At 69.1% G+C, this 20638-nt stretch carries 23 protein-coding genes and 3 pseudogenes; 7 read left to right on the top strand and 19 right to left on the bottom strand.

All coding sequences use genetic code 11. The features are described from left to right. Nucleotides 1–246: 246 nt before the first annotated feature. The 3 genes and pseudogenes from OHU89_RS48930 to OHU89_RS48920 all read left to right on the top strand — a co-directional run. Nucleotides 247–510: pseudogene (locus OHU89_RS48930) on the top strand (RHS repeat-associated core domain-containing protein); the annotation flags it as partial. Between the two features lie 538 nt (nt 511–1048). After that, nucleotides 1049–1495 carry a hypothetical protein gene (locus OHU89_RS48925; protein ID WP_405655134.1) on the top strand — a complete coding sequence of 149 codons (447 nt, stop codon included), beginning with the start codon at nt 1049–1051 and terminating at the stop codon, nt 1493–1495. A gap of 71 nt (nt 1496–1566) precedes the next feature. After that, nucleotides 1567–1965, top strand: coding sequence for a DUF4440 domain-containing protein (locus tag OHU89_RS48920; protein WP_405652934.1), 399 nt, complete (start codon nt 1567–1569; stop codon nt 1963–1965). A 44-nt stretch (nt 1966–2009) separates the two neighbouring features. Here the strand turns inward: OHU89_RS48920 and OHU89_RS48915 are convergent, their stop codons facing one another. The 4 genes from OHU89_RS48915 to OHU89_RS48900 form a co-directional block, all read right to left on the bottom strand. After that, a complete protein-coding gene (locus OHU89_RS48915) occupies nt 2010–2558 on the bottom strand; it encodes a GNAT family N-acetyltransferase (RefSeq protein ID WP_405652932.1) in 549 nt (182 codons plus the stop codon). Nucleotides 2559–2656: 98 nt separating this feature from the next. Then, nucleotides 2657–3739, bottom strand: coding sequence for a hypothetical protein (locus OHU89_RS48910; protein WP_405652930.1), 1083 nt, complete (start codon nt 3737–3739; stop codon nt 2657–2659). A gap of 10 nt (nt 3740–3749) precedes the next feature. Further along, nucleotides 3750–4643: an XRE family transcriptional regulator gene (locus OHU89_RS48905; protein WP_405652928.1), complete on the bottom strand. Its 894-nt coding sequence runs from the start codon at nt 4641–4643 to the stop codon at nt 3750–3752. After that, nucleotides 4640–4987, bottom strand: a complete 348-nt coding sequence (locus OHU89_RS48900) for a hypothetical protein (RefSeq protein WP_405652926.1) — start codon at nt 4985–4987, stop codon at nt 4640–4642. Before OHU89_RS48900 ends, OHU89_RS48905 begins: the two co-directional genes overlap by 4 nt. Before the next feature lie 669 nt (nt 4988–5656). Here OHU89_RS48900 and OHU89_RS48895 point away from each other — a divergent pair. Continuing rightward, a complete protein-coding gene (locus OHU89_RS48895; RefSeq protein ID WP_405652925.1) occupies nt 5657–6007 on the top strand; it encodes a GNAT family N-acetyltransferase in 351 nt (116 codons plus the stop codon). Nucleotides 6008–6385: 378 nt separating this feature from the next. On the opposite strand, the gene OHU89_RS48890 is transcribed toward OHU89_RS48895, so the two are convergent. From OHU89_RS48890 to OHU89_RS48875, 4 genes and pseudogenes are all read right to left on the bottom strand, one after another. Further along, nucleotides 6386–7303 carry an IS3 family transposase gene (locus OHU89_RS48890; protein WP_405638656.1) on the bottom strand — a complete coding sequence of 306 codons (918 nt, stop codon included), beginning with the start codon at nt 7301–7303 and terminating at the stop codon, nt 6386–6388. Beyond that, the gene (locus OHU89_RS48885) at nt 7300–7608 is read right to left on the bottom strand and encodes a transposase (RefSeq protein WP_405638658.1); all 309 of its coding nucleotides are present in this window, start codon (nt 7606–7608) and stop codon (nt 7300–7302) included. Before OHU89_RS48885 ends, OHU89_RS48890 begins: the two co-directional genes overlap by 4 nt. 197 nt (nt 7609–7805) lie before the next feature. Then, a pseudogene (locus OHU89_RS48880) lies at nt 7806–8001 on the bottom strand (XRE family transcriptional regulator); the annotation flags it as partial. After that, complete coding sequence (locus OHU89_RS48875; RefSeq protein WP_405652922.1) at nt 7992–8807, bottom strand: hypothetical protein; 816 nt, start codon at nt 8805–8807, stop codon at nt 7992–7994. The gene OHU89_RS48875 and the pseudogene OHU89_RS48880, both read right to left, overlap by 10 nt. A 502-nt stretch (nt 8808–9309) precedes the next feature. Here OHU89_RS48875 and OHU89_RS48870 point away from each other — a divergent pair. Next, entirely contained in the window at nt 9310–9822 is a 513-nt protein-coding gene (locus tag OHU89_RS48870; protein ID WP_405652920.1) for a hypothetical protein, read from the top strand. 504 nt (nt 9823–10326) lie between these two features. On the opposite strand, the gene OHU89_RS48865 is transcribed toward OHU89_RS48870, so the two are convergent. After that, nucleotides 10327–10506 (bottom strand): hypothetical protein, encoded by a 180-nt coding sequence (locus OHU89_RS48865; protein WP_405652919.1) that lies wholly within the window; start codon nt 10504–10506, stop codon nt 10327–10329. Between the two features lie 299 nt (nt 10507–10805). Between OHU89_RS48865 and OHU89_RS48860 the strand changes: the two genes are divergently transcribed. Further along, nucleotides 10806–11315, top strand: coding sequence for a helix-turn-helix domain-containing protein (locus OHU89_RS48860; protein ID WP_405652916.1), 510 nt, complete (start codon nt 10806–10808; stop codon nt 11313–11315). Nucleotides 11316–11531: 216 nt separating this feature from the next. Beyond that, a complete protein-coding gene (locus tag OHU89_RS48855; RefSeq protein WP_405652914.1) occupies nt 11532–12467 on the top strand; it encodes a GNAT family N-acetyltransferase in 936 nt (311 codons plus the stop codon). A 131-nt stretch (nt 12468–12598) separates the two neighbouring features. On the opposite strand, the gene OHU89_RS48850 is transcribed toward OHU89_RS48855, so the two are convergent. The 10 genes and pseudogenes from OHU89_RS48850 to OHU89_RS48805 all read right to left on the bottom strand — a co-directional run. Next, complete coding sequence (locus OHU89_RS48850; protein WP_405652912.1) at nt 12599–12931, bottom strand: transposase; 333 nt, start codon at nt 12929–12931, stop codon at nt 12599–12601. A 78-nt stretch (nt 12932–13009) separates the two neighbouring features. Then, nucleotides 13010–13477, bottom strand: coding sequence for a hypothetical protein (locus tag OHU89_RS48845; protein WP_405652909.1), 468 nt, complete (start codon nt 13475–13477; stop codon nt 13010–13012). 30 nt (nt 13478–13507) lie between these two features. After that, nucleotides 13508–13972: an SHOCT domain-containing protein gene (locus OHU89_RS48840; protein WP_405652907.1), complete on the bottom strand. Its 465-nt coding sequence runs from the start codon at nt 13970–13972 to the stop codon at nt 13508–13510. Between the two features lie 144 nt (nt 13973–14116). Next, nucleotides 14117–14974, bottom strand: coding sequence for a ribonuclease BN (locus tag OHU89_RS48835; RefSeq protein WP_405652905.1), 858 nt, complete (start codon nt 14972–14974; stop codon nt 14117–14119). A 3-nt stretch (nt 14975–14977) separates the two neighbouring features. Beyond that, nucleotides 14978–16336 carry a hypothetical protein gene (locus tag OHU89_RS48830; protein ID WP_405652903.1) on the bottom strand — a complete coding sequence of 453 codons (1359 nt, stop codon included), beginning with the start codon at nt 16334–16336 and terminating at the stop codon, nt 14978–14980. Between the two features lie 121 nt (nt 16337–16457). Further along, nucleotides 16458–17117, bottom strand: coding sequence for an HdeD family acid-resistance protein (locus OHU89_RS48825; protein ID WP_405652901.1), 660 nt, complete (start codon nt 17115–17117; stop codon nt 16458–16460). A gap of 520 nt (nt 17118–17637) precedes the next feature. Further along, a complete protein-coding gene (locus tag OHU89_RS48820) occupies nt 17638–17835 on the bottom strand; it encodes a hypothetical protein (protein ID WP_405652899.1) in 198 nt (65 codons plus the stop codon). A 125-nt stretch (nt 17836–17960) separates the two neighbouring features. Continuing rightward, nucleotides 17961–18479 (bottom strand): hypothetical protein, encoded by a 519-nt coding sequence (locus OHU89_RS48815; protein WP_405655010.1) that lies wholly within the window; start codon nt 18477–18479, stop codon nt 17961–17963. Nucleotides 18480–18506: 27 nt separating this feature from the next. Next, complete coding sequence (locus OHU89_RS48810; protein ID WP_405652898.1) at nt 18507–20135, bottom strand: MFS transporter; 1629 nt, start codon at nt 20133–20135, stop codon at nt 18507–18509. 193 nt (nt 20136–20328) lie between these two features. Next, nucleotides 20329–20595: pseudogene (locus OHU89_RS48805) on the bottom strand (glycoside hydrolase family 15 protein); the annotation flags it as partial. Between the last annotated feature and the right edge of the window lie 43 nt (nt 20596–20638).

The following is a 20638-nucleotide window of genomic DNA, read 5'->3' as shown; positions in this document are numbered from 1 at the left end:
GGAGGGGAGATCGCCTCCGACCGCACGCGTTGATCAGCCGTCTCCTTTCGCCCGCTCTTCCATCTGTGCAGCGCGGCCGGTGACTTCTCGGCCGTCTGTCGGGACGCTGCGGGCAGCGCTGCACTCCTTCAACCCGGACGCGACGACTTCATCGAACGCTGTCTGGCCGCAGTGCTGTGCCAACGGGGGCTGGCCGGACACCGCGTGCCGCAAGACCGGGTGAAACGGGCGCACAGACTCGCTGACGGTGTGGACACCGGATTCATCCGCGAACCCGGGAGCACCTTGAATGCCATGACGACTGGGGGGAAGTCCTACTACTGCCTCACCAACGCCATCGGCAACGTCCCGGGCCTGGTCGACGACGCGGGCAAGCGCACCCACGCCTACGCCTACGACCCCCAACTCGGCCGCTTCACCCAGCCCGACCCGTCGGGACAGGAGACCAACCCCTACCTGTACGCGGGCGGCGACTTCATCAGCAACACAGCCCCCGCCGGGCTGCTTTCGCTGCGGACCAGGCCACGACGTATTAGGCCTCAAAGTCAGCGCGGCCCTGGACACGGACGGCCGGGCCCAGCTCGCCGCGGGTCGCACCCGGCAGGAGAAGGGCCACCGGCGCCAACTGGCCACCGTGGTCGGGCCGGTGACCGTCACCCGGTGTGCACAGCGCGCCCCGGGGCCCTGCCCAACTGCTATCCGGCCGACCAGGTGCTGGGGCTGCCACGCGAGCGGCACAGCCTGGGGCTGCGCCGGCTGGTGGTGCTGGAAGCCGCCCGCGGCTCCTACAACCACGCCCTGGAGACGATCGGACGCCGCTGCGGGACACCGGCGGTCGGCAAACGCCAGGCCGAACAGCTCGTGCGGGCGGCCGCGGTGGACATCGCCGCCTTCTATGCCGCCCGCACCCCCGCTTCGGCAGCCAGCACGACGCTGCTGGTGCTCAGCGTCGACGACAAGGGGATCGTGATGCGCCCGGGTCACCTGCGGGACGCGACGCGGTCCTCCACATCGTGCATGTGCTCGAGAAGTTATGGGCGGCTGCGCGGTGTTTCCACACCGCCACCGATCCCGGAGCCGAAGACTGGGGCGGGGCCAAGACCGCCCGGATCCTGGCCGGCGACGCCCCGGAGCCGTCGGCGACATCCACGCCGAAGCCGACCGCACGGGCCTGTCCCCAGATCAGCGGGCCGCGGCGGACAGGGCCTGCCGCTACCTGGAGAACAATGCCGTCTTCGTCCACTACGACAAGGCCCTCGATGCCGGCTGGCCGATCGCCAGCGGCATCGTCGAAGGAACAGCCCGCCATCTGATCGCCGACCGACTCGACATCACTGGCGGCCGATGGAGCGTCTGCGGAGCCGAAGCCGTCCTTACCCTCCGCGCCGTCATCAGCAACGGTGACTTCCCGCAGTACTGGACCTTCCACACCTGCAGAGAACGCGAACGCCTATGCCCCGCCCCCGACCAGGCCGAATCCGACCTGACCGCATGAATACGACCGTCACTCAGGAAAGCCGCACACATCACGCAAGGGCGAACCGGTGCCGGTGCTACGGTGCCGGTATGTCCAAGGCCAAGATCGACGGCGTCGCCGCCGAGTTCTTCAGTGCGTTCGACAACAGGGGCGGCAAGGCCGCAGATGTGGATCGGGTCCGCCGACTGGTAGTGCCTGGGGGCGTCCTCATCAAGGCAGGGCCGGAGTTCACGGTGTACACCGTGGAGGAATTCATCGAGCCACGCCAACAACTGCTGGCCGAGGGCCGACTGGTGAACTTCAACGAGTGGGAGACTGCGGAGCGCACCGAGACCGTCGGCGCCATCGCATCGCGGTTCAGCGAGTACCGGAAATCCGGGATCCTCGACGGCGTGCCGTTCGAGGGCGGCGGGACGAAGACGATGCAGTTCGTACTCACCCCGGATGGCTGGCGGATCGCTGCGGTCTCCTGGTGCGATTGGCCCTGAGGTCAAAAGCGGCACCGCCGCACGATCTGGAGTACCCCTCCAGGTCAGCTCGAAGGAGGCAGGCGCAGTTGCATCCAGACCGAGCTGATGTAACCGCCGTTCTTCGTGGCGTACTCGTCGAAGGTGCCCACGTCGGTGAAGCCGAACTTACGGTGCAGAGCTACCGAAGCGTCATTGGGAAGTGCGATCCCAGCCAGCGCGACATGGACCGGCTGCAGGCGCAGCGTTTCGATGAGGGTGCGGTACAGCGCCGAACCAATCCCAGCGGCCCGCGCATCGGGATCCACGTAGACGCCCAGTTCAACCGTTTGATCGAAGGCCGGATGCGTCCGGTAGGCACTGCTTGAGGCGCACCCGAGTACCCGATCGCCGGTAGTGGCCACAAACAGCTGGTGCGGACCCGTGTCGGAGAATCTCTCGAACCACTGCAAGCGGCTCTCTACCGTGACCGGTTGGGTATCGAAAGTGATGATCGAGTGGGTGACGTAGTGGTTGTAGATCCGCACCAGCTCAGGAAGATCATCTTTGCGTCCGGTGCGTACTACCAGCCCGTCGCCGGCACGACGCCCGGCCTCGCGGTCTCTTCCTGCCATGGGCCGCATCATGCCATGGTCGTTCTCCCAGATCAGCCCGTCCCTGCAGAAGAGCTCACCTAATCCGATTTACGACCCACTGGAGTTCATGCCTTCGCCTACAGCCGGTACAGCGGTGCCGGCGCGCTACCAGAGGGTGATGCGGATCTGAGCTGGCCGAAGCCGGAGGGTGCCGGCGAGAGGCGTTGGGCGAAGCGGCGCAGGCGGTAGGCCATGGAGTTGCCGCGGGTGTCGTGTTCGGTGGCGGTGGCGGTCTTCCAGCAGATGGCTGCGGCGTTCTCGAAGAAGGTGTGCGCGGTGGTGGGTTCGTGGTCGGCGCCGGTGACCTGGACCAGAAGGTGTTCGGGACCGCGGGGGGCGGCCTTGGTGAGGATGTGCTTGCGGCCCTCGTCGGGGGCGAGCCGGTTGGGCAGGTCCTCGGCCGGAGATGTCGACGTGTTCGTGGGTGCGGCGTGTGCGGGGGCGGGCTGGAAGTGGTCGCGGGTGCTGGTGGTGGCGGCGACGATGATTTCGAGTTGTTCGGCGAAGTAGGTGCCGGGTAGGGGCATTTCGAGGTCGGGGTGGCGGGTGTAGCCGCCGGTGACGGCGGAGGCGACGAATTCGATGACGGCGCGGGCCGCTGGGGTGTGGCGTCGGGTGGGCAGGGTCCGGGTGAGCTGGGCCAGGACGCGCAGGACGGTGGCCAGGCTGGTGTCGGCGTTCATGGAGTGCAGGGCGGGCGCGTATTCGACCGGGTCGGTGTCTTCCTGCTGGGCGGTGTAGGCGTCGGCTTGGGCGTGCCAGAGGGCGGCGGCGTGGGTTTCGCCGTGGGCGAGGTGTTGGAGGTGGAGGCAGTAGGAGGCGGGGGCGTCTTCGGCGCCGGCGGCGTATTGCCACCAGAAGCGGGCGCCGATGTCGATGCCGGCCAGGTGCAGGGCGCAGCCCAGGATGCGGGCGGTGGGGGGTTGGGGGATCTGGTCGGTGAGGAAGTCGGCGAGTTGGTCGGGGGTGCAGTGGCTGATGACGGTTTCGCACAGGGCGTCGAGGCTGTGGGCGGCGCTGGTGTCGGTGGTTTCGTTGGTGCGGTGCTGCCATAGCAGGAGGTCGTCGTCGGGAGTGTCATGGTGGGGGACGATGTCGGCGGGGACGTGGGGGTCGCGCTGCAGTAGTGACTGGGCGAGGAGGTCGTCGATGGTGCTCATGACGGCGGGATCACTCCTGGGGTTCGGTGTCGGGGAAGAGCTGCTTGAGGGCCCAGCGGGCGTGGTGGTCCAGGGTGTGGACCAGGGCCGGGGGCAGGCCGACAACGGCGGGGATGGTGTCGGGGTCGAGGCCGCACAGGTAGCGCAGGACGGTGACGTCCATCTGGTCGTCGGGCAGCTGGGCGATCGCGTCGAAGAAGCGGGCCAGGACGTCGATGCGGGCCAGGCGTTCGATCAGGTGGGGGGCCTGGGCCTGGTGGGTGGTGGAGAAGGCGGCGGCGCGCAGGTCGTAGTGGCCGGCGGGCCGCTGGGCGGCGCGGGACAGGACGGTGGTGCGCAGCAGTTGCCAGGCGTGGCGAGGTGTGTCCGGGCTGGAGGTGGCGTCGTCCCAGGTCAGCCAGAGCAGGTCGAAGACTTCGCCGACGGCGTGGCGGGCGCGGGGCAGGGACTGCAGGAAGGCCTGGGCGTAGGCGTGGTAGGGCACGGCCATGGCCTGATGGAGCGCCACGTGGGCGAGGGGCCGCTGGTCGGCGTCGGCGGGTGGGACGGCCTGGAGACGGTCGTCGATCCAGGACGGTTTCTTGTCCGCCTCGATCGCGGCGACCTTCCACAGCCGGCGCAGCGGGCCGACGGGTAAGTCCAGGGCGCGGACCACGCTGTAGGTGATCTCCCAGGTGGGGTAGAGGCCTTTGCCGCGCATCAGTTCCGACAGGCGGGTCTTGGAGAACCCGGACCGGCCGACCAGGTCGTCCAGGGTCAGGCCGCTGGCGGTGAAGCGGCTGCGGACCGGCTCCAGCCAGGTGCGGTGCGCCAGACCGGCACTCGCGCAGATCGGCTCCGGCGGACGGCCCCGGCGATGGGGAGGATCCGCCGGCCGCTCCGGTACAGAGGGTGTTGTTGTCACTGCGGCGGCTCCTGACTTCCCGCCGGCCCCGCGGCCGGCGCAGGCGCCGGTGCCGGTGCCGGTGCCGGTGCCGGTGCCGGTGCGGCAGTCGGTGCCGGTGCCGGTGCCGGTGCGGCAGTCGGTGCCGGTGCCGGTGCCGGTGCCGGTGCGGCAGTCGGTGCAGCAGCCGCCGTGGTGGCCCGGGACTCCGGGCCGGACAGCGCGGAGACGATCTGCTGGATGAGGAGACCCAGCGTGGGCAACAGCGCGATCAACGCTGTGAGTTGGCCCAGCACGGTCATCACCGTGCTCCATGCGAGGACCGCCGCGAGAACGAGGACGGTCATCACCTGCTTGCCTGTCATGGCACCTTCCCTGGGAGGACATACCAGTGTCTGGAAAGGCCCCTCCGAGGCGGTGCTCACGCGCCCCGGAGGAGTTGCACGACAGCATGCTGTGTGAGACGGCCACCACTCAACGTGATCATGGGATTGCGGAACAATGCCACCGAGTGAACACATCGTCACCAGGTGGCCACACGGTATCGATGATGTCCCGTCAGCCCCCGCCATACCAGGGCGCGTTACCGCAACGACGCCCATACCGTCACCAGATCACGCCGGAATGAACCCTTTTGATGGCGAACCCGTACTTCCCCTTGCGACACCAACCGGAAGGCGCACCATAGACAACGGACGCCTCCCCCGGCGTCGCACCTTCCATGTCTGGAAGGCCGCGCGGCCCCCTCGTGCTCAAGAACTACCGGAGGGGAAACCGCCCCGCTTCCGCCCAGCCGCCCACGCGCTGGGCGGAAGCGGAACCCGCAGAGCCCACGCAACCGCCCCGGGGCCGGGGCAAGGCTGTGCCCGCCAAAACGGGGAGCCTGACGGGCACCAGCCCGCTCCTCGCTCCACCGGCAGCGGCAGCGGCAGCGGCAGCGGCAGCGGCAGCGGCAGCGGCAGCGGCAGCGGCAGCGGCAGCGGCAGCGGCAGCAAGGAATTGGGCCATGTTCGCCTCGACTGTCAGATTGCTCGGTGATCGTCAGACTTGCGCGGCAGCAGGACTTTCCCGGCTTTCATAGCGCCGTCAGCAAGAACATTCGCCAGTCCAGGGCGCTCGTCGCGGTCTCTTCGGGCTCCGAGCTCGTCGTCTCCGAGAAGGAACGCGGGAAGGGCGCCGGTCGCGCACTGATGACGGAGGCGATGGATAGGTTCGTGCAGGGCCCGGGCAGCATTGAGGTCGTCACCTTCGGGGCCGACCACCCCGGTGCCGTTGCCAGCGGTGCACGCGTCTTCTACGAGCGTCTTGGTTTCGACCCTGCCGAGGCTGCCGATCCCGGCCCCGAAGGCGGTTCACGGCAGGTCTATCGCCGGGCCGTCACGTGAGCCATGCGCAGTCGCCATCGACGGGCCGACGGGTACTCAAACCGCCGAGGACCCTGGCGGCGAGGCGAAAGCTGTTCGACGATCGCCGTGTCACGGTCGACGTCCCGGGACCCTCCGGCCGCTGGGCGTGGCCGATCAACCCGCCCCGCTGCGGCACTCTGGGGCCCGGCATCGTCTGTCAGTGCCCCCTGCCAGGATGCACCCATGACCCAACCGGCCCCCGGCTCCCCCACCACGACGATCAGCCACGTGCCCAGCTTCTCGGGCTGGTCGGTGCCATCGAGGCCTGGGACGACCTGGAGCACATCCACCTCACGACCGCCAGGACCAGGTGGACGGCTGGCCACTGAGGTTCCCCCGTCATACGGGAGCCGCTGATCAGCTGGTCAGCAGGGGTTGACGGGTGTTGAGGTTCGTTAGTTCGGCCGTCGCCTGCTCGGCGTAGTACTTCTCCTCGAACTCGATCGGGCTGAGGAAGCCGAGCCGTTTCTGGATGCGGCGGGAGTTATAGAAGCCGTCGATGTATTCGAAGAGCGCGAGGTTCGCCTCGGCCCTCGTGGTGAAGGTGCGGCCACGGAGGCCCTCGGTTTTGATGAGCATCCAGAGGTTCTCCGCGAGGGCGTTATCGTACGAGTCCCCGACGGAGCCCATGGATGCCTCAACTCCCGCTCGCATCAGACGGGTTGTGAGCTTGATGGATGTGTACTGACAGCCGTGGTCGGCGTGGTGGATGAGCTGCCCGGGCTCGACCTCGCGGGACGCGAGTGCGTACTCCAGGGTGGTCAGGACCAGGTCGGCGTCCGCGCGGGCGGAGGTCTCCCACGCGACCACCCGGCGGGAGAAGGCGTCCCGGATCGCAGAGAGCCACAACGGTCCCTCGCCGGTGGAGATCATCGTCAGGTCGGTGACCCACAACCGGTTCGGCGCCGGTGCGGTGAAGTCCCGGTTGACCAGGTCCGGGGCGAGGCTGGCCGTGGGATCGCGGCGCGTGAAGCCCTTCCGCCGGGGGCTGATCCCTGCGATGTCGGCCTCGCGCATCAGGCGCTCGACCCGCTTGCGGCCCACGTGGACGCCCTCGCGTTTGAGGACGGCGTGCACGCGCGGTGAGCCGTAATTGCCGCCGGACTCGGTGTGGATCTCCTTGATCCGCTCGGTCAGTTCGACGTCGCGGCGCCGCCGTTCGCACGGCTCCTTCTCCGCACGGCGCCACCGGTAGTAGGTGGAAGAGGCGATATGCAGTTCCCGCAGGACGCACTCGACTCCCAGGCGGGGATGCTCGTCAACGAGCGCCGTCACCTGGGCCGGGTCGGGTCGAGCTGCGCCGCGAAAAAAGCTGAGGCCGTCCGCAGGACGTCGTTGGCCCGCTTGAGCTGGGCGTTCTCCTTGCGCAGCGCGGCGAGCTCGGCCCGCTCGTCGGTGGTGAGACGGTCGTCGCGCTCGCCGGCATCGGCCTCGGCCTGCCGGATCCAGCCGCGCAGGGCCTCAGGATGCACACCGAGGTCGACGGCCAGCTTCTTGATCTGTGGCTTCGGCTCGGTGGTGCGATACATCTGCACCGCACGCTCACGCAACTCCAGCGAGTATTTCCTGGGGGCAGCCATGGTCATAGGTCCTCTCATGAGTCCCATCTGACCGGCTGTCAGCTTCCTCCGCATCTCGGGGGAACTTCACCACGGCAACTCGGCCTGGACGCTGGCCTGACTGGCATGGAGGACTGCGCGGACATAGGACGCGCCCCACCTGGTCCTCGGCAGCTCCCATGTCGGTGACCAGGAAACCGTGCCGATCGGTGACTGCCTCACAGGTCGAACTCGAAGTGCTCGATATCGGTGAACCGGACCTCTTCCAGGGAGCCAGCACGGCGGCCGCCGTCCTGGACGTACACCTCCTTGAGCACTTCAACCGCGATCCCCTTGAGCTCCTGATCGGTGGCGGCCGGCCTCCTGTGCGTCGAAGAGCCGGGCCGCTGTTTCAACGCCTGTGGTCAGGTCGCGGTGGGTATGTAGGGCGCTGCTGCGACCTGGGCCATAGTCCGAAGTTTCGTGAAGTAGGAGGCGCAGTACTCCTCGTTGATCAGAGGAATGATCTTGTCCAGGTCGGCGATGCATCCCCAGAGGTAGGCGATGCCACTGTCGTCGAGTACGCCCTTCAGCTCCCTCTGCACGAGGCCGGCGACGTCGGCGTCCAGGAGGACCAGGTCTACGCCATCGAAGTCCACGCCGCGGAAGCCGTCGGGGAACAGCGCGTGCAGGTGGTCCTCCCACAGCCGGGCGAGGCCGCCGTCGGGCTGTGCTCCGCCCTCGTCGGCGGCCGTCGCCTCTGCCGTGGACGGTGGGCGAAGGAGCAGGGAGACGGCATCGAAGACGGCACGCACCATCGCGACGGCCCGGAGCGGGTGGAGGGCGGCACTGGACTCGGAGCCCTGCATGAGCTTGTCGCGCAGCAGTCGGCTGCGGTCGAGTTCGGCGGCGAGTCCGACCATGATGAGCCCCGCGTCGGTGGCCCGCTCGATGAGGACGTGGAGGGGTTCCTTCGTGGCCAGACGTTCGGCGAGGACGTGCTCCAGGGCGAACAGGGAATGCGTGACAGCGACGGTGGCGAACTCGTACCGGTAGTAGGAGTGCCGGATAAGCTCGCGGGAGGTTTCCATCGCGCTCATGACGTACATCGACGCGTCGCCGGGCAGAACCAGGTCGGCAACCAGGGCGTGCATGTCCGCGTAGTCGAGAACGAGGTCGCGGGCGCGCGGGTCCCGTACCGGCAGGAGGAGCGGGTCGGGCGGCGGTGGCAGGGTGTTCACCGGTGCAGTCTTGTCGCCGGAAGGCTGTCGGTGCCATCGGATTTGCTCGGGGTGGTTGGCGTCCCCGCTGCCACATGTCGCCACCGGCCCAGTCCGACCTTAAAGACAAGGTGAGCTCCCAAATGGGCGCCCTACACCTCGTGTAGGCGACGGCGACCACCGTGCGCAAGGCGGTCCGGTCTACGGGCCCGCGGCTAAGCCGACAACCATCCGGTGAACACGCCTAGGAGCCCACATGGTCGCTCCTGCGGTTCCGTTCCCCGTGATAGCGGGCCCGCCCTCGGAACGAACCGAGGGCGGACCCGTACCGCCTTCTACCAGGGAGGGCGTAGCTCCGTGGGGGCCGGGGGCACCATCCTCCTGGGACGGCACTGCTAACGCCCTCTCAGGACAGCCAACCTTGTGCGCGCCCGATCATCGTCTCGTTCTCATCGACTTTGGTCTCCGTGTAATAGACCATCGGCGGACGTTCGGCGCTCTGGGCAGCGACAGACTTGCAGCTATGAACTTCCGTCAACGTCCGACTTTCCCCCAGGCCGGTGCCACCGTGGTCGCTGACTCCCCGCTGGCCATCATGTTGGTGTGCGCCGTGGGCGGGACAGTTGTCGGCGGACTCGGTGAACTGGTCTGGGAATGGATGACCACCCAACCCTGGGGACCGCGGATAGGACCCACCAAGCTCCTCACCCTGCTCCCCCGCCCGTGGCCCACCATCATCGCCACCGCTGTAGGGGCAGCAGCCGGGCTCTTGTTGGGAGTCATCGAGGTCCACAAGTCCTTGTCGGTAACCGTCTCGGCCGAGCGCGTGGTCCTGATCAGCCAGGACGAGCAACGGGAGTTCGCGCGCAACGAGATACACCAGGTGCTCTTGGCGAGCAAACAGCTCATCCTGATCGATCACAACGGCCAAGAGCTCACACGCCAGGCGTGTGATCTGAAGCCACGACGGCTGTACAGCGCCTTCGTCCAGCACGGCTACTCGTGGGCGGAAGGCGCACCCCACGGCACCGCCTGACGCGACAACACCCGAACGATGCCACTTCGCCACCGGTTCCGGTCAGTGCCCCCGATCGGGTACGAACGGCGATGACCAGCGCCGGAAGTGCCTCGCCGTCTTCCGCCCCCGAGCCAGGCGCCGAGCCAGGCCTGGCTATTGTGCAGGACCCGGATGCGCAGATCACGATCTTCCTATGGTCGAATGCGTCAGACGAGGCACTGCAGGCCCTCGCCGCCGTCGACCTGGACGTACTGACGCTTTGTCGGCCAGATCGAGGACGGGTCCAGCTCGTCTGGAACCCAGCATCGGGCAAAAGGCAGATCCGTGGCCACGAGTGAGGAAAACCCGCGGGCGCACTCACGCCAGTACCGCCCGCCCGTCCAACGCGGCGGTGTGCATGGTGCCGTCCGGGCCGCGGCGGGGCTGGGTGGGTGGGTGGGTGGGTGGGTGGCCATCGCAGCGACGGTCTGTTCGTGGGTCATATCCATTCGTTGATCATTGCGTGCGACCAGCACAGTGGCCTCATAGCGGACGGCGAGCTTCATGCCCCTTCTTGCCCTCGGCGACCCGTCGTTCCACGTAGGAGCGGGTGCGGGTGTCCCCGCGCAGGCGGGCGATGACGATGGTGCAGAGCGCTGAATTGGCCTGGCGGTCGTCGCGGTTGAGCCTGCGGCGTTGGGTCTTTCCGGACGATGCTTCCACGGGGCTGGCACCGCAGAGGGCGGCAAAGATGCCACGGTGGCCAGACGGTCGGGGTTGTCGCCGGCCGCTGTCAGCAAGGCCGCGGCCTTATCCGGGCCGACGCCGTAGAGATCTGGCTTGGAAAAACGTCCGCGAAATCGAGCTGGTCAGGACACTCCCGCTTGACGAGTGAGTCCGAACCCCGCCTGAGCCGCGGTGCGTGGACATCGCCACGAACGTTCTGTTTACAGAACGTTCTGCTTGTGGAACGCTAGTCGCGTCACGACAATGCATCACCGGCACGGTAGGGGCGGAAGGCCATGGAACTGGCCCAGGAGGTGGGCGAGCGGCTGCGCCGTCTGCGCCAGGAGCGCGATCTGTCGCTGTCGGAACTGGCCCGCCGCTCCGGCGTCGGCAAGGGCACACTCTCGGAACTGGAGACCGGTCGGCGCAATCCGACCCTGGAGACGCTGTACGCGCTGACCACGGCCCTCGAGGCGCCGCTAAGCATGGTCGTCGGCCCTGCCCCGGTGCAGGGCGCGGCGGTGCACGCAGTACTGACGGACCGCGTGCAGGACGCGGCTGCGGTGTCGGAGGTGTATCGCATCCGCATTCAGAGCGGCGCGGTGCAGCGCTCGGCCGCTCATGTGCCGGGCACGGAGGAGCACTTGCTGGTCTTGAGCGGCACGGCGCGGGTTGGTCCCGCCTCCGCCCCGCTCGAGGTGGGCCCGGGTGGCCACGCCCAGTGGGCGGCGGATGTACCGCATCAGTACGAGGCGGTGGGGAGGGATGTGGAGGGGGTGTTGGTGGTGCGCTACCCGGTGGAGTGAGATGCCTACGCCGCACCGCCCTGCGCCAGGCCACGACCACCGCCGATCGGCCGTGGGATCCACCGCTGCGGCAGAAGGCCGACAGCATCCAGTCCGTAGGCCCGGGTCTGATGGTCGGTCCGACAAGGGCAGGAACAGCCAGGCCTGCCGGTGCCACTGGGTGGCGATTTCATGCAAAGCCAGCTACGTCATCGAGAGACAGGATGATCCCAGTACATGCCTGTACGTATAGCGCGCCCAGACGAACTGCCTGCCCTCGTCCAGCACCCCGACCAGCCCGAGCGCAACGCCGGGACGGCCGCCTACCTCACCGACCTGCTTGCCAAGAAGTGCACCCGGCCGGAGTGGTGCCTGGTCGCGGAGGACGAGCCCGGTCGGCTCACCGCGGCCACCGCGCTATGGACCTTCCCCGGGAACGACGTCCCGATGGCCCTGGTGCTCCTTGAGACGCCGTGGGACGAACCCGGCCTGGCCACCGGCCAGGCGCTGCTGGCCGAGGCCGTCGCCCTGGCTGGCTCGCTCGGCGCCACGGAGCTGGAGCACGTCATCGACTCGCCGACGCAGCCGCCGCAGTTCCAGGCGGAGCCGGAACTGCGCGCCGAGCTTCTCCGTCTGGCGGGCTTCGAGCGGGCCCGTGACGGTCGCCGGTTCCGCCGCCGCTCCGGGGGAGAACTCACGTCGCATGATGACCGGTTGACCTGGCGTTCCCTGCCCAGTCTGGGCCGTGAGCCGTTCATCGCTCTCCTCGCCGAGGCGTTGCCGACCAGCGCCGACGCCCAACTCGCCGCCAGGGTTGCCCGGCATGGCGCTCGGCATGCAGCGGAGAGCCTCTTCGCGGACATGGAGGAGTTCTCGTACGAGCCTTCGTGGTGGGAACTCGGCTACGCTCCGGACGGCACGCCGGCCGCCCTCAGCCTCCCCGCCCGAAACCCCTCGACCGCGGTGATCGGCCTGGTGGCTGTGTCTCCCGCCTGCCGCGGCAACGGCTACGCGACGGCGGTGGTGGCCCGCGGCACGCGGCTGCTGGTCGAAGCGGGCGCCGAGGAGATCCGTGGCGACTGTGACGCGGCCAACACCGCCATGATCATGGCTTTCGAACGGGCAGGCTACGAGAACTTCGCCGACCGCCAGGAGTTCACCCGCCGGTTGTGAGCGGGGCCGCTCCCGCGCCGTAACGAATACTGAGCGGCCCCTCCCCACCCCGGGCTGGTAGGGCTGGACGAGTACGTCCGAACTCCGAGCTTCAGGGGCTGTTCGTGGAGCCGGGTTGCTTGGTTTTCAGGCTACTGACGGGGCGGAGTTCGTACTCCACCGGGCTGAGCATTCCCAGCAGTTCGGCAGCTCTCCGGTGGATGGCCAACTCGGCCACCAACTCGCGGATACGGCTTGCGGGCCGCAGCCAGTTCGGACAAGGTCGCTGCTGTCCGTGCCTGCTGTCCGGTGTCGATGAGGTGTTGGCGCCGCCAGACGGAGATCGTCTGGTCGTTGATGCCGAGGAGCTGGGCGACCTCGGCGACCTTCCTTCCGGATGCGACGAGATCGCGGACCCTGCGGCGGAACTCGGGTGGATAGCTGCGGGGGCCACGGCCTCCGAAGTCGGGCTGCTGGATCGTCAATAGTCAGCAACCCGACTCTCGGGGCACACCACGATCGCTTGACCGTGTGATTCCATTCTGCGGCCCTTCCCCTCCCACTCACACCCTGTGCGATGAGCGCTCGTCATACAGCGGGCGCTCCTCTGACAGGTCGGAGAGGTTGCCGCGCTGGACCACGCACAGCGCCCAGATGATGAAGGCCGAGATGGCGATCATCACGACCGACCACACCGGGTAGTACGGAAGGGAGAGGAAGTTGGCGATGATGACGAGTCCGGCGATGGCCACGCCGACAACGCGCGCCCAGGTCGCGGTCCGGAGCAGCCCGATGCTGACGATCACGGCTACCGCGCCCAGAGCGAGGTGGATCCAGCCCCAGCCGGTCAGGTCGTACGCGAACACGTAATTGCGCGTCGTGAGGAAGATGTCGTCCTCGGCGATGGCCATGATGCCCCGGAAGATGTCGAGCAGGCCGACGAGGAAGAGCATCACGGCCGCGAAGGCTGTCAGGCCGGTTGCCCATTCCTGCTTCGCCGTGTGTGCCGGCTCGGTGTGTGTGGCGGTCATCTTGAGCCTCGTTTCGTGTGGTCCGGATGCTCAGCGATGGGTGGTCCGGGAAGTGGAACCCGCGGGTTCCGTCGGGCCGTGGACGGTCAGGACCAGTTCCTTCGCCCTGCGGAACTCCTCGTCCGTGATGTCGCCGCGGGAGCGGATCTCGGACAGCCTGGCGAGTTCGTCGACGCTGCTGGTCTGGCCGCCGGCCGCGGTCTGCCTGATGTAGCTGTTGAACTCCTCCTGCTGCGCACGTGCTTGCGCCACCTCCCGGCGGCCCATGTTCTTGCCGCGGGCGATCACGTAGACGAAGACACCCAGGAAGGGCAGCAGGATGGTGAGCACCATCCATCCGGCCTTCGCCCAGCCGCTCATGGCGTCGTCACGGAAGATGTCGGTGATGATCCGGAAGAGCAGGACGAACCACATGATCCACAGGAAGAACAGCAGCATGCTCCAGAAAACGCTCAGCAGGGGATAGTCGTACGCCAGGTACGTCTGCGCGCTCATGTCTCTCCTCCGTCCCGGGCGTCCGCCCGGCCGCCGATGCCTGCTGTGTTCAGCGTGCGCAGGACAAGGACTGCTCCGCCTCACCCGACGCGGGTGAGCCTGCGGCAGCTTCGCAGCCCCGGTTGACGCGCTCCGCCGGCCCGGTCAGGGGGCGTCGTGCCCACCGCCGCGGGGTGCGGAGACCGACCGGAACCAGGTGGTGGAGGAGACGTACTCGCCGAGGGCCAGGCCCGAGACGGCCACCAGGAAGACGGCGATCAGCCAGGAAAGGAATGTGAAGACGGGGCCCAGGGGGCCGAACTCGTGCAGGCTGCGCTCCATGGCCGTGGGCAGCAGAACGCGGGCGAACCGGCTCAGCAGGACCGTACCGGTGCCGGCCAGCAGCGCTCCCGGCAACAGGCTCCACCAGCCGATCCGGCCGCCCAGCAGCAAATGCTGGGACCACCACCACAGCAGTGTCGCCGAGAGCAGGGACAGCACCATGCCGGTCACGGCACCGGTGCCGCTGCGCAGCGGCGCCTGGAGCAGGAGGAAGCCCAGCCAGACGACCAGCCACAGCAGCCAGCGCCAGAGCGCGGCCCGCACCGGGGTACGCGGCAGATGCCAGCACCGCTCGCACACCGCCTGAAGCGCCCGGCTGAACGCCGTGGCCGACACCAGCGTCACCACGACACCCGCGCCTCCGGCGGTCTGCCGTGTCGTGCCCGTCGCGGAGAAGACCTCCCGCAGTTCGTCGAGGGTGTCGCCGCGCACTCCCAAAACCTCCCGGAGAGAGTCGGCCAGCAGGTCCTGCACCCAGTCTGGAGCGAACGCCGCGACGGTCATCAGCAGCGGCAGCGCGGTGAGGAATGCCTGCGCGGCGAGCCGGACGGAGCCCTCGACAATGTTGAGTGCCGACAGACGGGACAGCAGCCGGGCCGCGGCCCCGGACTGCAGGGCGGCCGCGGCCCGCGCGAGCGTGTGGCTGCGCGAGGTGTGCCCGGGACCAGGTTTCCCGATCATGGCTCACGGGGCCGCCCGTTCCGTCGCCCGCTCCCCCGCATGGCCGGCCGGTCCGGCGGCCGCCGCGAGGATCGCCAGGATGATCACGAGGGCCAGGGCGATGCCGAGAACGAGCACCACTCCCCCGACCGTGGGGTGGTTCCAGAGCACCAGAGCGAGCGCTCCGGCCGCGATGACGGCACCGGTGGTCCATGCCCGGTGGTCAGTCAGCCAGCGACCGGTGGCCCCGGTGCGCAGTCCGGCGTGACGCAGCCCCCGGCCGGCCGCCGTCGTTCCCCGGTCCGTCACCGTGCGCAGGGCGCGGGCGGGGCGCCCGGGACCGTACAGGTAGGCAACCAGCGCGGTAATCACTGCCACGACCAGCAGGGTTCGCGCGCTGTCGCGCAGGAAGCGGACGAACGTGTCGTAGATCGCCGCGGCCGCGTCGGTGGGCAGCGCCGTGGGCGGGACCGAGTCCAGGTAGACCCGTCTGGCGACGACGAGCGCGACGAGCAGCACCCCCATCATCACGCCCACACCGATCCCGGTGATCATCACCATCACCCGGTGTGCCGGATTGGTCCACACGGCGAGCGCGGCGAGCGCGATGGTCAGGACGGGCAGCCAGGTACCGAGGATGTCCAGCAGCCGCATCGTGTCCTGTGCTTTGCCCAGTTCCTCGGCCTGGAACAGCGTGATGGTCCGGTCCGAGTCCGGGATGGCGGCAGCCTTGTCGAAGCCCGCGTCGACGAGCCGCTCCCGTACTTCGTTGATGACCTCTCCCACGTCCAGTTGGACGGTGTCGCCCTCGGCGCGCACGGCACCTTCGCGTTGCCCGGTGAGCATGTTCACCACCGCGGCGTGCGAGCGCCGGTTGGCGCCCTCCCACGCCTGCTGGAAGGCGTCGCCGGTGATCACGCGGGTGATGGTGCGGTCGACGACGCTTCTCACCGCGCTGCGCAGCGGCCCTTCGAGGGACTCTGCCCCCGCCACGACGCGCGGTGACGCTCCGGACTCCTGGAGCGCCTTGCTGAGCGAGTCCGTCACCGCCGCGACGTCCACGTTGTCGACGACGCGGTTCGTGAGCCGGTTGATCACGACCTCCTGCACGGCCGGATCGGACGCCAGTGGAGCGACGGTATCGACGTACCGGTCGGTGTCGGAGACCGTGTCCTGGACCCAGGCCGCGGCGACGGCCAGGGGCGCGAGCAGCAGAGCCAGCAGGAGCAGGACCGAGGAGCCGACCTGGCGCAGCCGCCGGTGGCGTGTCGCCGCGTGACGGCGCAGTCGCTCGTATTCCGCTCGTTCCTCGGCGGTCATGACATGTTCCTGGTGGGAGGCTCCGCCGGGATCCGGCGGGTCCGGGGTGGCGGCCGGGTTCATGAATGCTCCTTTCCGTGTGTGCGCCGCCCCGGCCGCGACGGTCGCCGCTCGGAATGACGCAGCGGGAAAGACCGTGCGGGCCGGTGCGTCTGTCACGCCCGCCGGAGCGGCGGGCAAAGTGTCAGGCGCTCCTGGCGGGGGCGTGCGGCCCTGCCGTGGACGTCTTTGCGAGCGCGGCCCGCCACGCGAAGGCGACCGCCGCCTCGGCGAGGCCGAGCAGGACGAGCCACAGGCCGAGCAGCCGCGTCAGGGCACGGGCGGACTCGGCAGGCAGGGCGAGCACCACGATCCCCGCGACGACGGCGAGCACCGCGACGAGCATGATGACGCCACGGTGCGGCAGGTCCTTGACGGCGACGGCCGTGTAGAGGGTGAGGATGCCGGATACGAGCCAGACACCCCCGGTGATCAATGACAGCGCGGCGATCGTCTGCAGCGGGTTCCGCAGGCACAGCACCCCGGCAAGGACGTACAGCACGGCCAGGAGCAGCCCCGGCAGCCGTTCGTCCGCCGCCCGCGCGAAGACGCCCACGAACCGGAACGCCCCGGTCACCAACAGGTACAGGCCGATGAGGACCGCCAGGACGTGCAGGGTCGCGTCCGGCCAGACGAGTATCAGCAGGCCCGGCACCAATGTCGCCAGGGCCCCGCCCAAGATCCAGGTCCAGGAACGGCCGAGCCGCCCGAGTACGTCCGCGGAGTCGCCCAGCGGACCGGGGGCCGCGCCGTCGGACGTGTGTTCCTGCGGGGTGTGCGATGCCGGACCACGCGGCATGGACATGGCTCCTCCTCACGTGATCAGCCGTCGCCTCCGCAAGCTGACGAGGCGGGGGGAGGGCCGTGTGCGAGCGCCTGACCGCTTCAGGGTCACGCCTGCCGCTCGGTGACCGGCTCACCCACCACGGGTGAGCCATCGACGCCGCCACGGCGGTGAGGCGGAGGTCCCCGTCGCCCGGCCGACACCTTCCGGCCGGCCGGAACGAGGGACACAAGATGAACGACCCGAGCACAGCCCGGACGGACCGCGCCCGGGCCGGGCCGGCCGCGTCGGCGGCTCCGCCCTCGCCGGCAGGCGGCGGTCGTCGCCGTCGCCCGCGCCGTTTTCATCGCGGTCGGCCTGGTCACCGCCTATTACCTGCTGCCTCCGGACGAGCACCGTACGGCTGGCGCGTCGGCGCTGCTCCTGGGCGGGTTCGCCCAGTCCTACGCCGACCAGGACGAGCGTGACTTCACGGCGCTGAAAGCCGCCCACGTCGGCCGGATCAGGGCGGAGCGGCTCTGAGCACGGCGCCCCTGCCCCGTCACTCCGGCAGGTTGCGCATCTCCAATACCCGCAGTCCCAGTGACTGGCAGCGGGCCAGCAGTCCGTACAGGTGCGCTTCGTCCACGACGGGCCCGAACAGGATGGTCTGGCCGGACATCACCACATAGCCAAGCTCCGGAAACGCCTTGGCCATCGTTTCCGACAGGTGTCCCTCGACTCGGATCTCGTAGCGCACGAACGGTCCTTCCTGGACTGCCTCGAACAGGCGGACGGCGCCCCTTCCCTACGATCGTCCTTCTTCGTGCTCCTTCGGGCCTCACCCGGTACAGGTGACGTCTTCCGGCGACCGGACGCCGGGCCTCAATGCTTCAGAAAGATCTTGAAGGAAATGATCAGCAGGCCGAGCAGCAGGTTGACCGATGCGGTGACGGCCATGAGCCGTGGCGAAGCACCGGCGCGGCGTGCCGCGGCCACGGACCAGCCCACCTGGCCCGCCACAGCGACACAGAGAGCCAGCCAGAGGGACCCTCGCACGTCCAGGCCGAAGAGCGGACCGGCAAGCACCGCGGCGGCCGGCGGGATGGCCGCCTTGACGATCGGCCACTCCTCCCAGCACACGTTCCATACCACCCGGCGGTCCAGAGCCTGTTGCGCCAGGCGCGCCCCGAACAGCTGGGCATGCACGTGCCCGATCCAGAACACCACGCCGGTGAGCAGCAGCAACAACACCACCTCGGCGCGGGGGAACGAGCCCAGGGAACCGGCGCCGACCACCACGGAAGCCGCGAGCATGGATCCATAGACGCCGCCCGTGTAGTCCGCGCGGGCCCGGCGCTCGACGCGGTGCTCCCGCCGGGCGGGGCCGGTCGTGGCTCTCATCCTGGGCACCGGTGACTCCCTCCGGACTCAGCGCGTCTCTCCGGCCGCACCGGCCGGAACATCGGTATCCGGCCGGCGCTGACGGCTTCCCCGGGCGGTCGGCAGGTGCGGCGTGACCAGGAAGCTCGCGAGAGCGATGCCACCGGTGGCCAGGACCGCCGCCTTCAGGCCGTCCAGCTGCGCGGAGGCGTAGGAGTCCGCGACGGCGTCGACCTGAGACGGCGGCAGGCCGGCACGCTCGGCCGCCGAGCGCACCTGATCGGTGGGGACGAAGGTGACCCCGGCCTCAAGAGCCACACCGACCTCCTCACGGGTCTGTTCGGACAGCCGCGGATCGTCCGTCACCTGCGAGGTGAAGGCGTGGGCCAGCGCACCGATCAGGATCGACCCGATGAGCGCGGTGCCCAGCGCGGAACCCAGATTCTGTGCCGTGAACTGGAGCCCTCCCGCCTCACTGCGTTCCTCCTCGCCGACACCGGACTGGACGACGTTGCCCAGTTGTGAGGCGAGCAGGCCCACGCCCACGCCCAGCAGGGCCATCGCTCCGGCGAACTGCCCGTCGTCGATGACCGGGTCGATGGTGGCCAGCAGCCACACGATGGCCGCCGTCAGGGTCGCCAGGGCCAGCCGGACCACCCGGCGCGCCCCCCACACCCGGCCCAGCGAGGACGCGGACAGGGAGGTCACCAGCATGGTGGCGGACACCGGGAGCAGACGCAGCCCCGTCTCGAAGGCGTCGAACCCCTGCACCACCTGCAAGTACAGCGGGATCGTGAAGAACAGCCCCAGCAGGATGAGGTTCTGGCTCAGCAGCGTCATCAGCCCGGACCGCAGCACGGGCCTGCCCAGCAGGGCAAGATGCACGAGGGGGTCGGCCCCGTGCAGTTCCCGCCGCTGCTCCCACCACCTGAAGAGGGCCAGGACGGCCACCCCCAGGCCGACGACGAACAGCGTCGGGGCGAAACCGAGGACGGTGAAGGGCGGGTTGCGCGGCTGCACCCATCCCCAGGTGCTGCTCTGCAGGACCCCGAGCACCCCCAGTCCCAGCCCGGACGCGGAGAGCACCGCCCCGACCCAGTCGAGCCGGGGGCGCGGGCCGGTCGGGGCGGAAGCCGCGATCACCCGGCGGCACAGCAGAACGGCCACGACGACCACGACCTCGCCGGCAAACACCAGCCGCCAGGTGAGATACGTCGTCACCCAGCCGCCCAGCAGCGGACCGACCGCGATCCCGGCGCCGGCGAGCCCGCCGATGACCGCGTAGGCGATGGCCCGGTCCCGCCCGCGGTACGACTCCGCGACGAGGGCGGCCATGGCCGGCAGCACCATGGCGGCCCCGAGCCCCTCGATGACCGACCAGCCCAGCGTAAGGACCCACAGCGTGGGCGCCACGGCGGTCAGAGCCGACCCCACACCGTAGACGGCCAGCCCCACAAGGAACATGCGGCGGCGCCCCAGGATGTCCCCGAACCTGCCACCGATGATCATGAACGCGGCCATGACCAGCGCGTACAGGGTGATGACGGCCTGGATGGCGGTGACCTCTGTGTCAAAGTCCTCGACCAGCTGGCTGATGGACACGTTCATGACGGAGGTGTCCAGAACCATCAGGAACTGGGCCGTACCGAGGACGATCAGAGCCCGCCAGTGCTTCACGCTGTCCACCTCGCCAAGTAGGACCGGAGTGCCGGCGCAGTCGCCGCGCAACGAGCAGGTCAGGCGTTGCCGCCCCATCCATCGCATCCGATGTCACCCGCCGCGCGCCTCACCCAGGACGGGGGAAGGACCGGATCCCCGGAGAGGCTCGTACGGGTGGTGCCCGGCCCACATACCCGTCCCAGGTGATGCTTCAGCGGCCGGCGTCCATCCGCTCGTCGAGGGAGAGAGCGGCCGTGATCAGCGCGAGGTGGGTGAAAGCCTGCGGGAAGTTGCCGAATTGCTCTCCCGTGGGACCTACTGCCTCCGCGAACAGACCGCCGTGATTGGCGTACGTGAGCATCTTGTCGAAGGCGTACCGGGCCGGTCCGAGCCGCCCCGCCCGGGCCAGCGCGTCCACGTGGAGGAAGCTGCACAGCGAGAACGTGCCCTCGCTGCCGCGCAGGCCGTCCGGGGACGCCTCGGAAGGACATCCGGGTGCGCGGCGGCGGTGCGCCGGAGCG

Source organism: Streptomyces sp. NBC_00019 (assembly GCF_045041015.1).
In the GTDB taxonomy this organism is placed as follows: Bacteria; Actinomycetota; Actinomycetes; order Streptomycetales; family Streptomycetaceae; genus Streptomyces.
The sequence above is the reverse complement of the archived record's forward strand: the minus strand, read 5'-3'. Positions and strand labels throughout refer to the sequence as shown.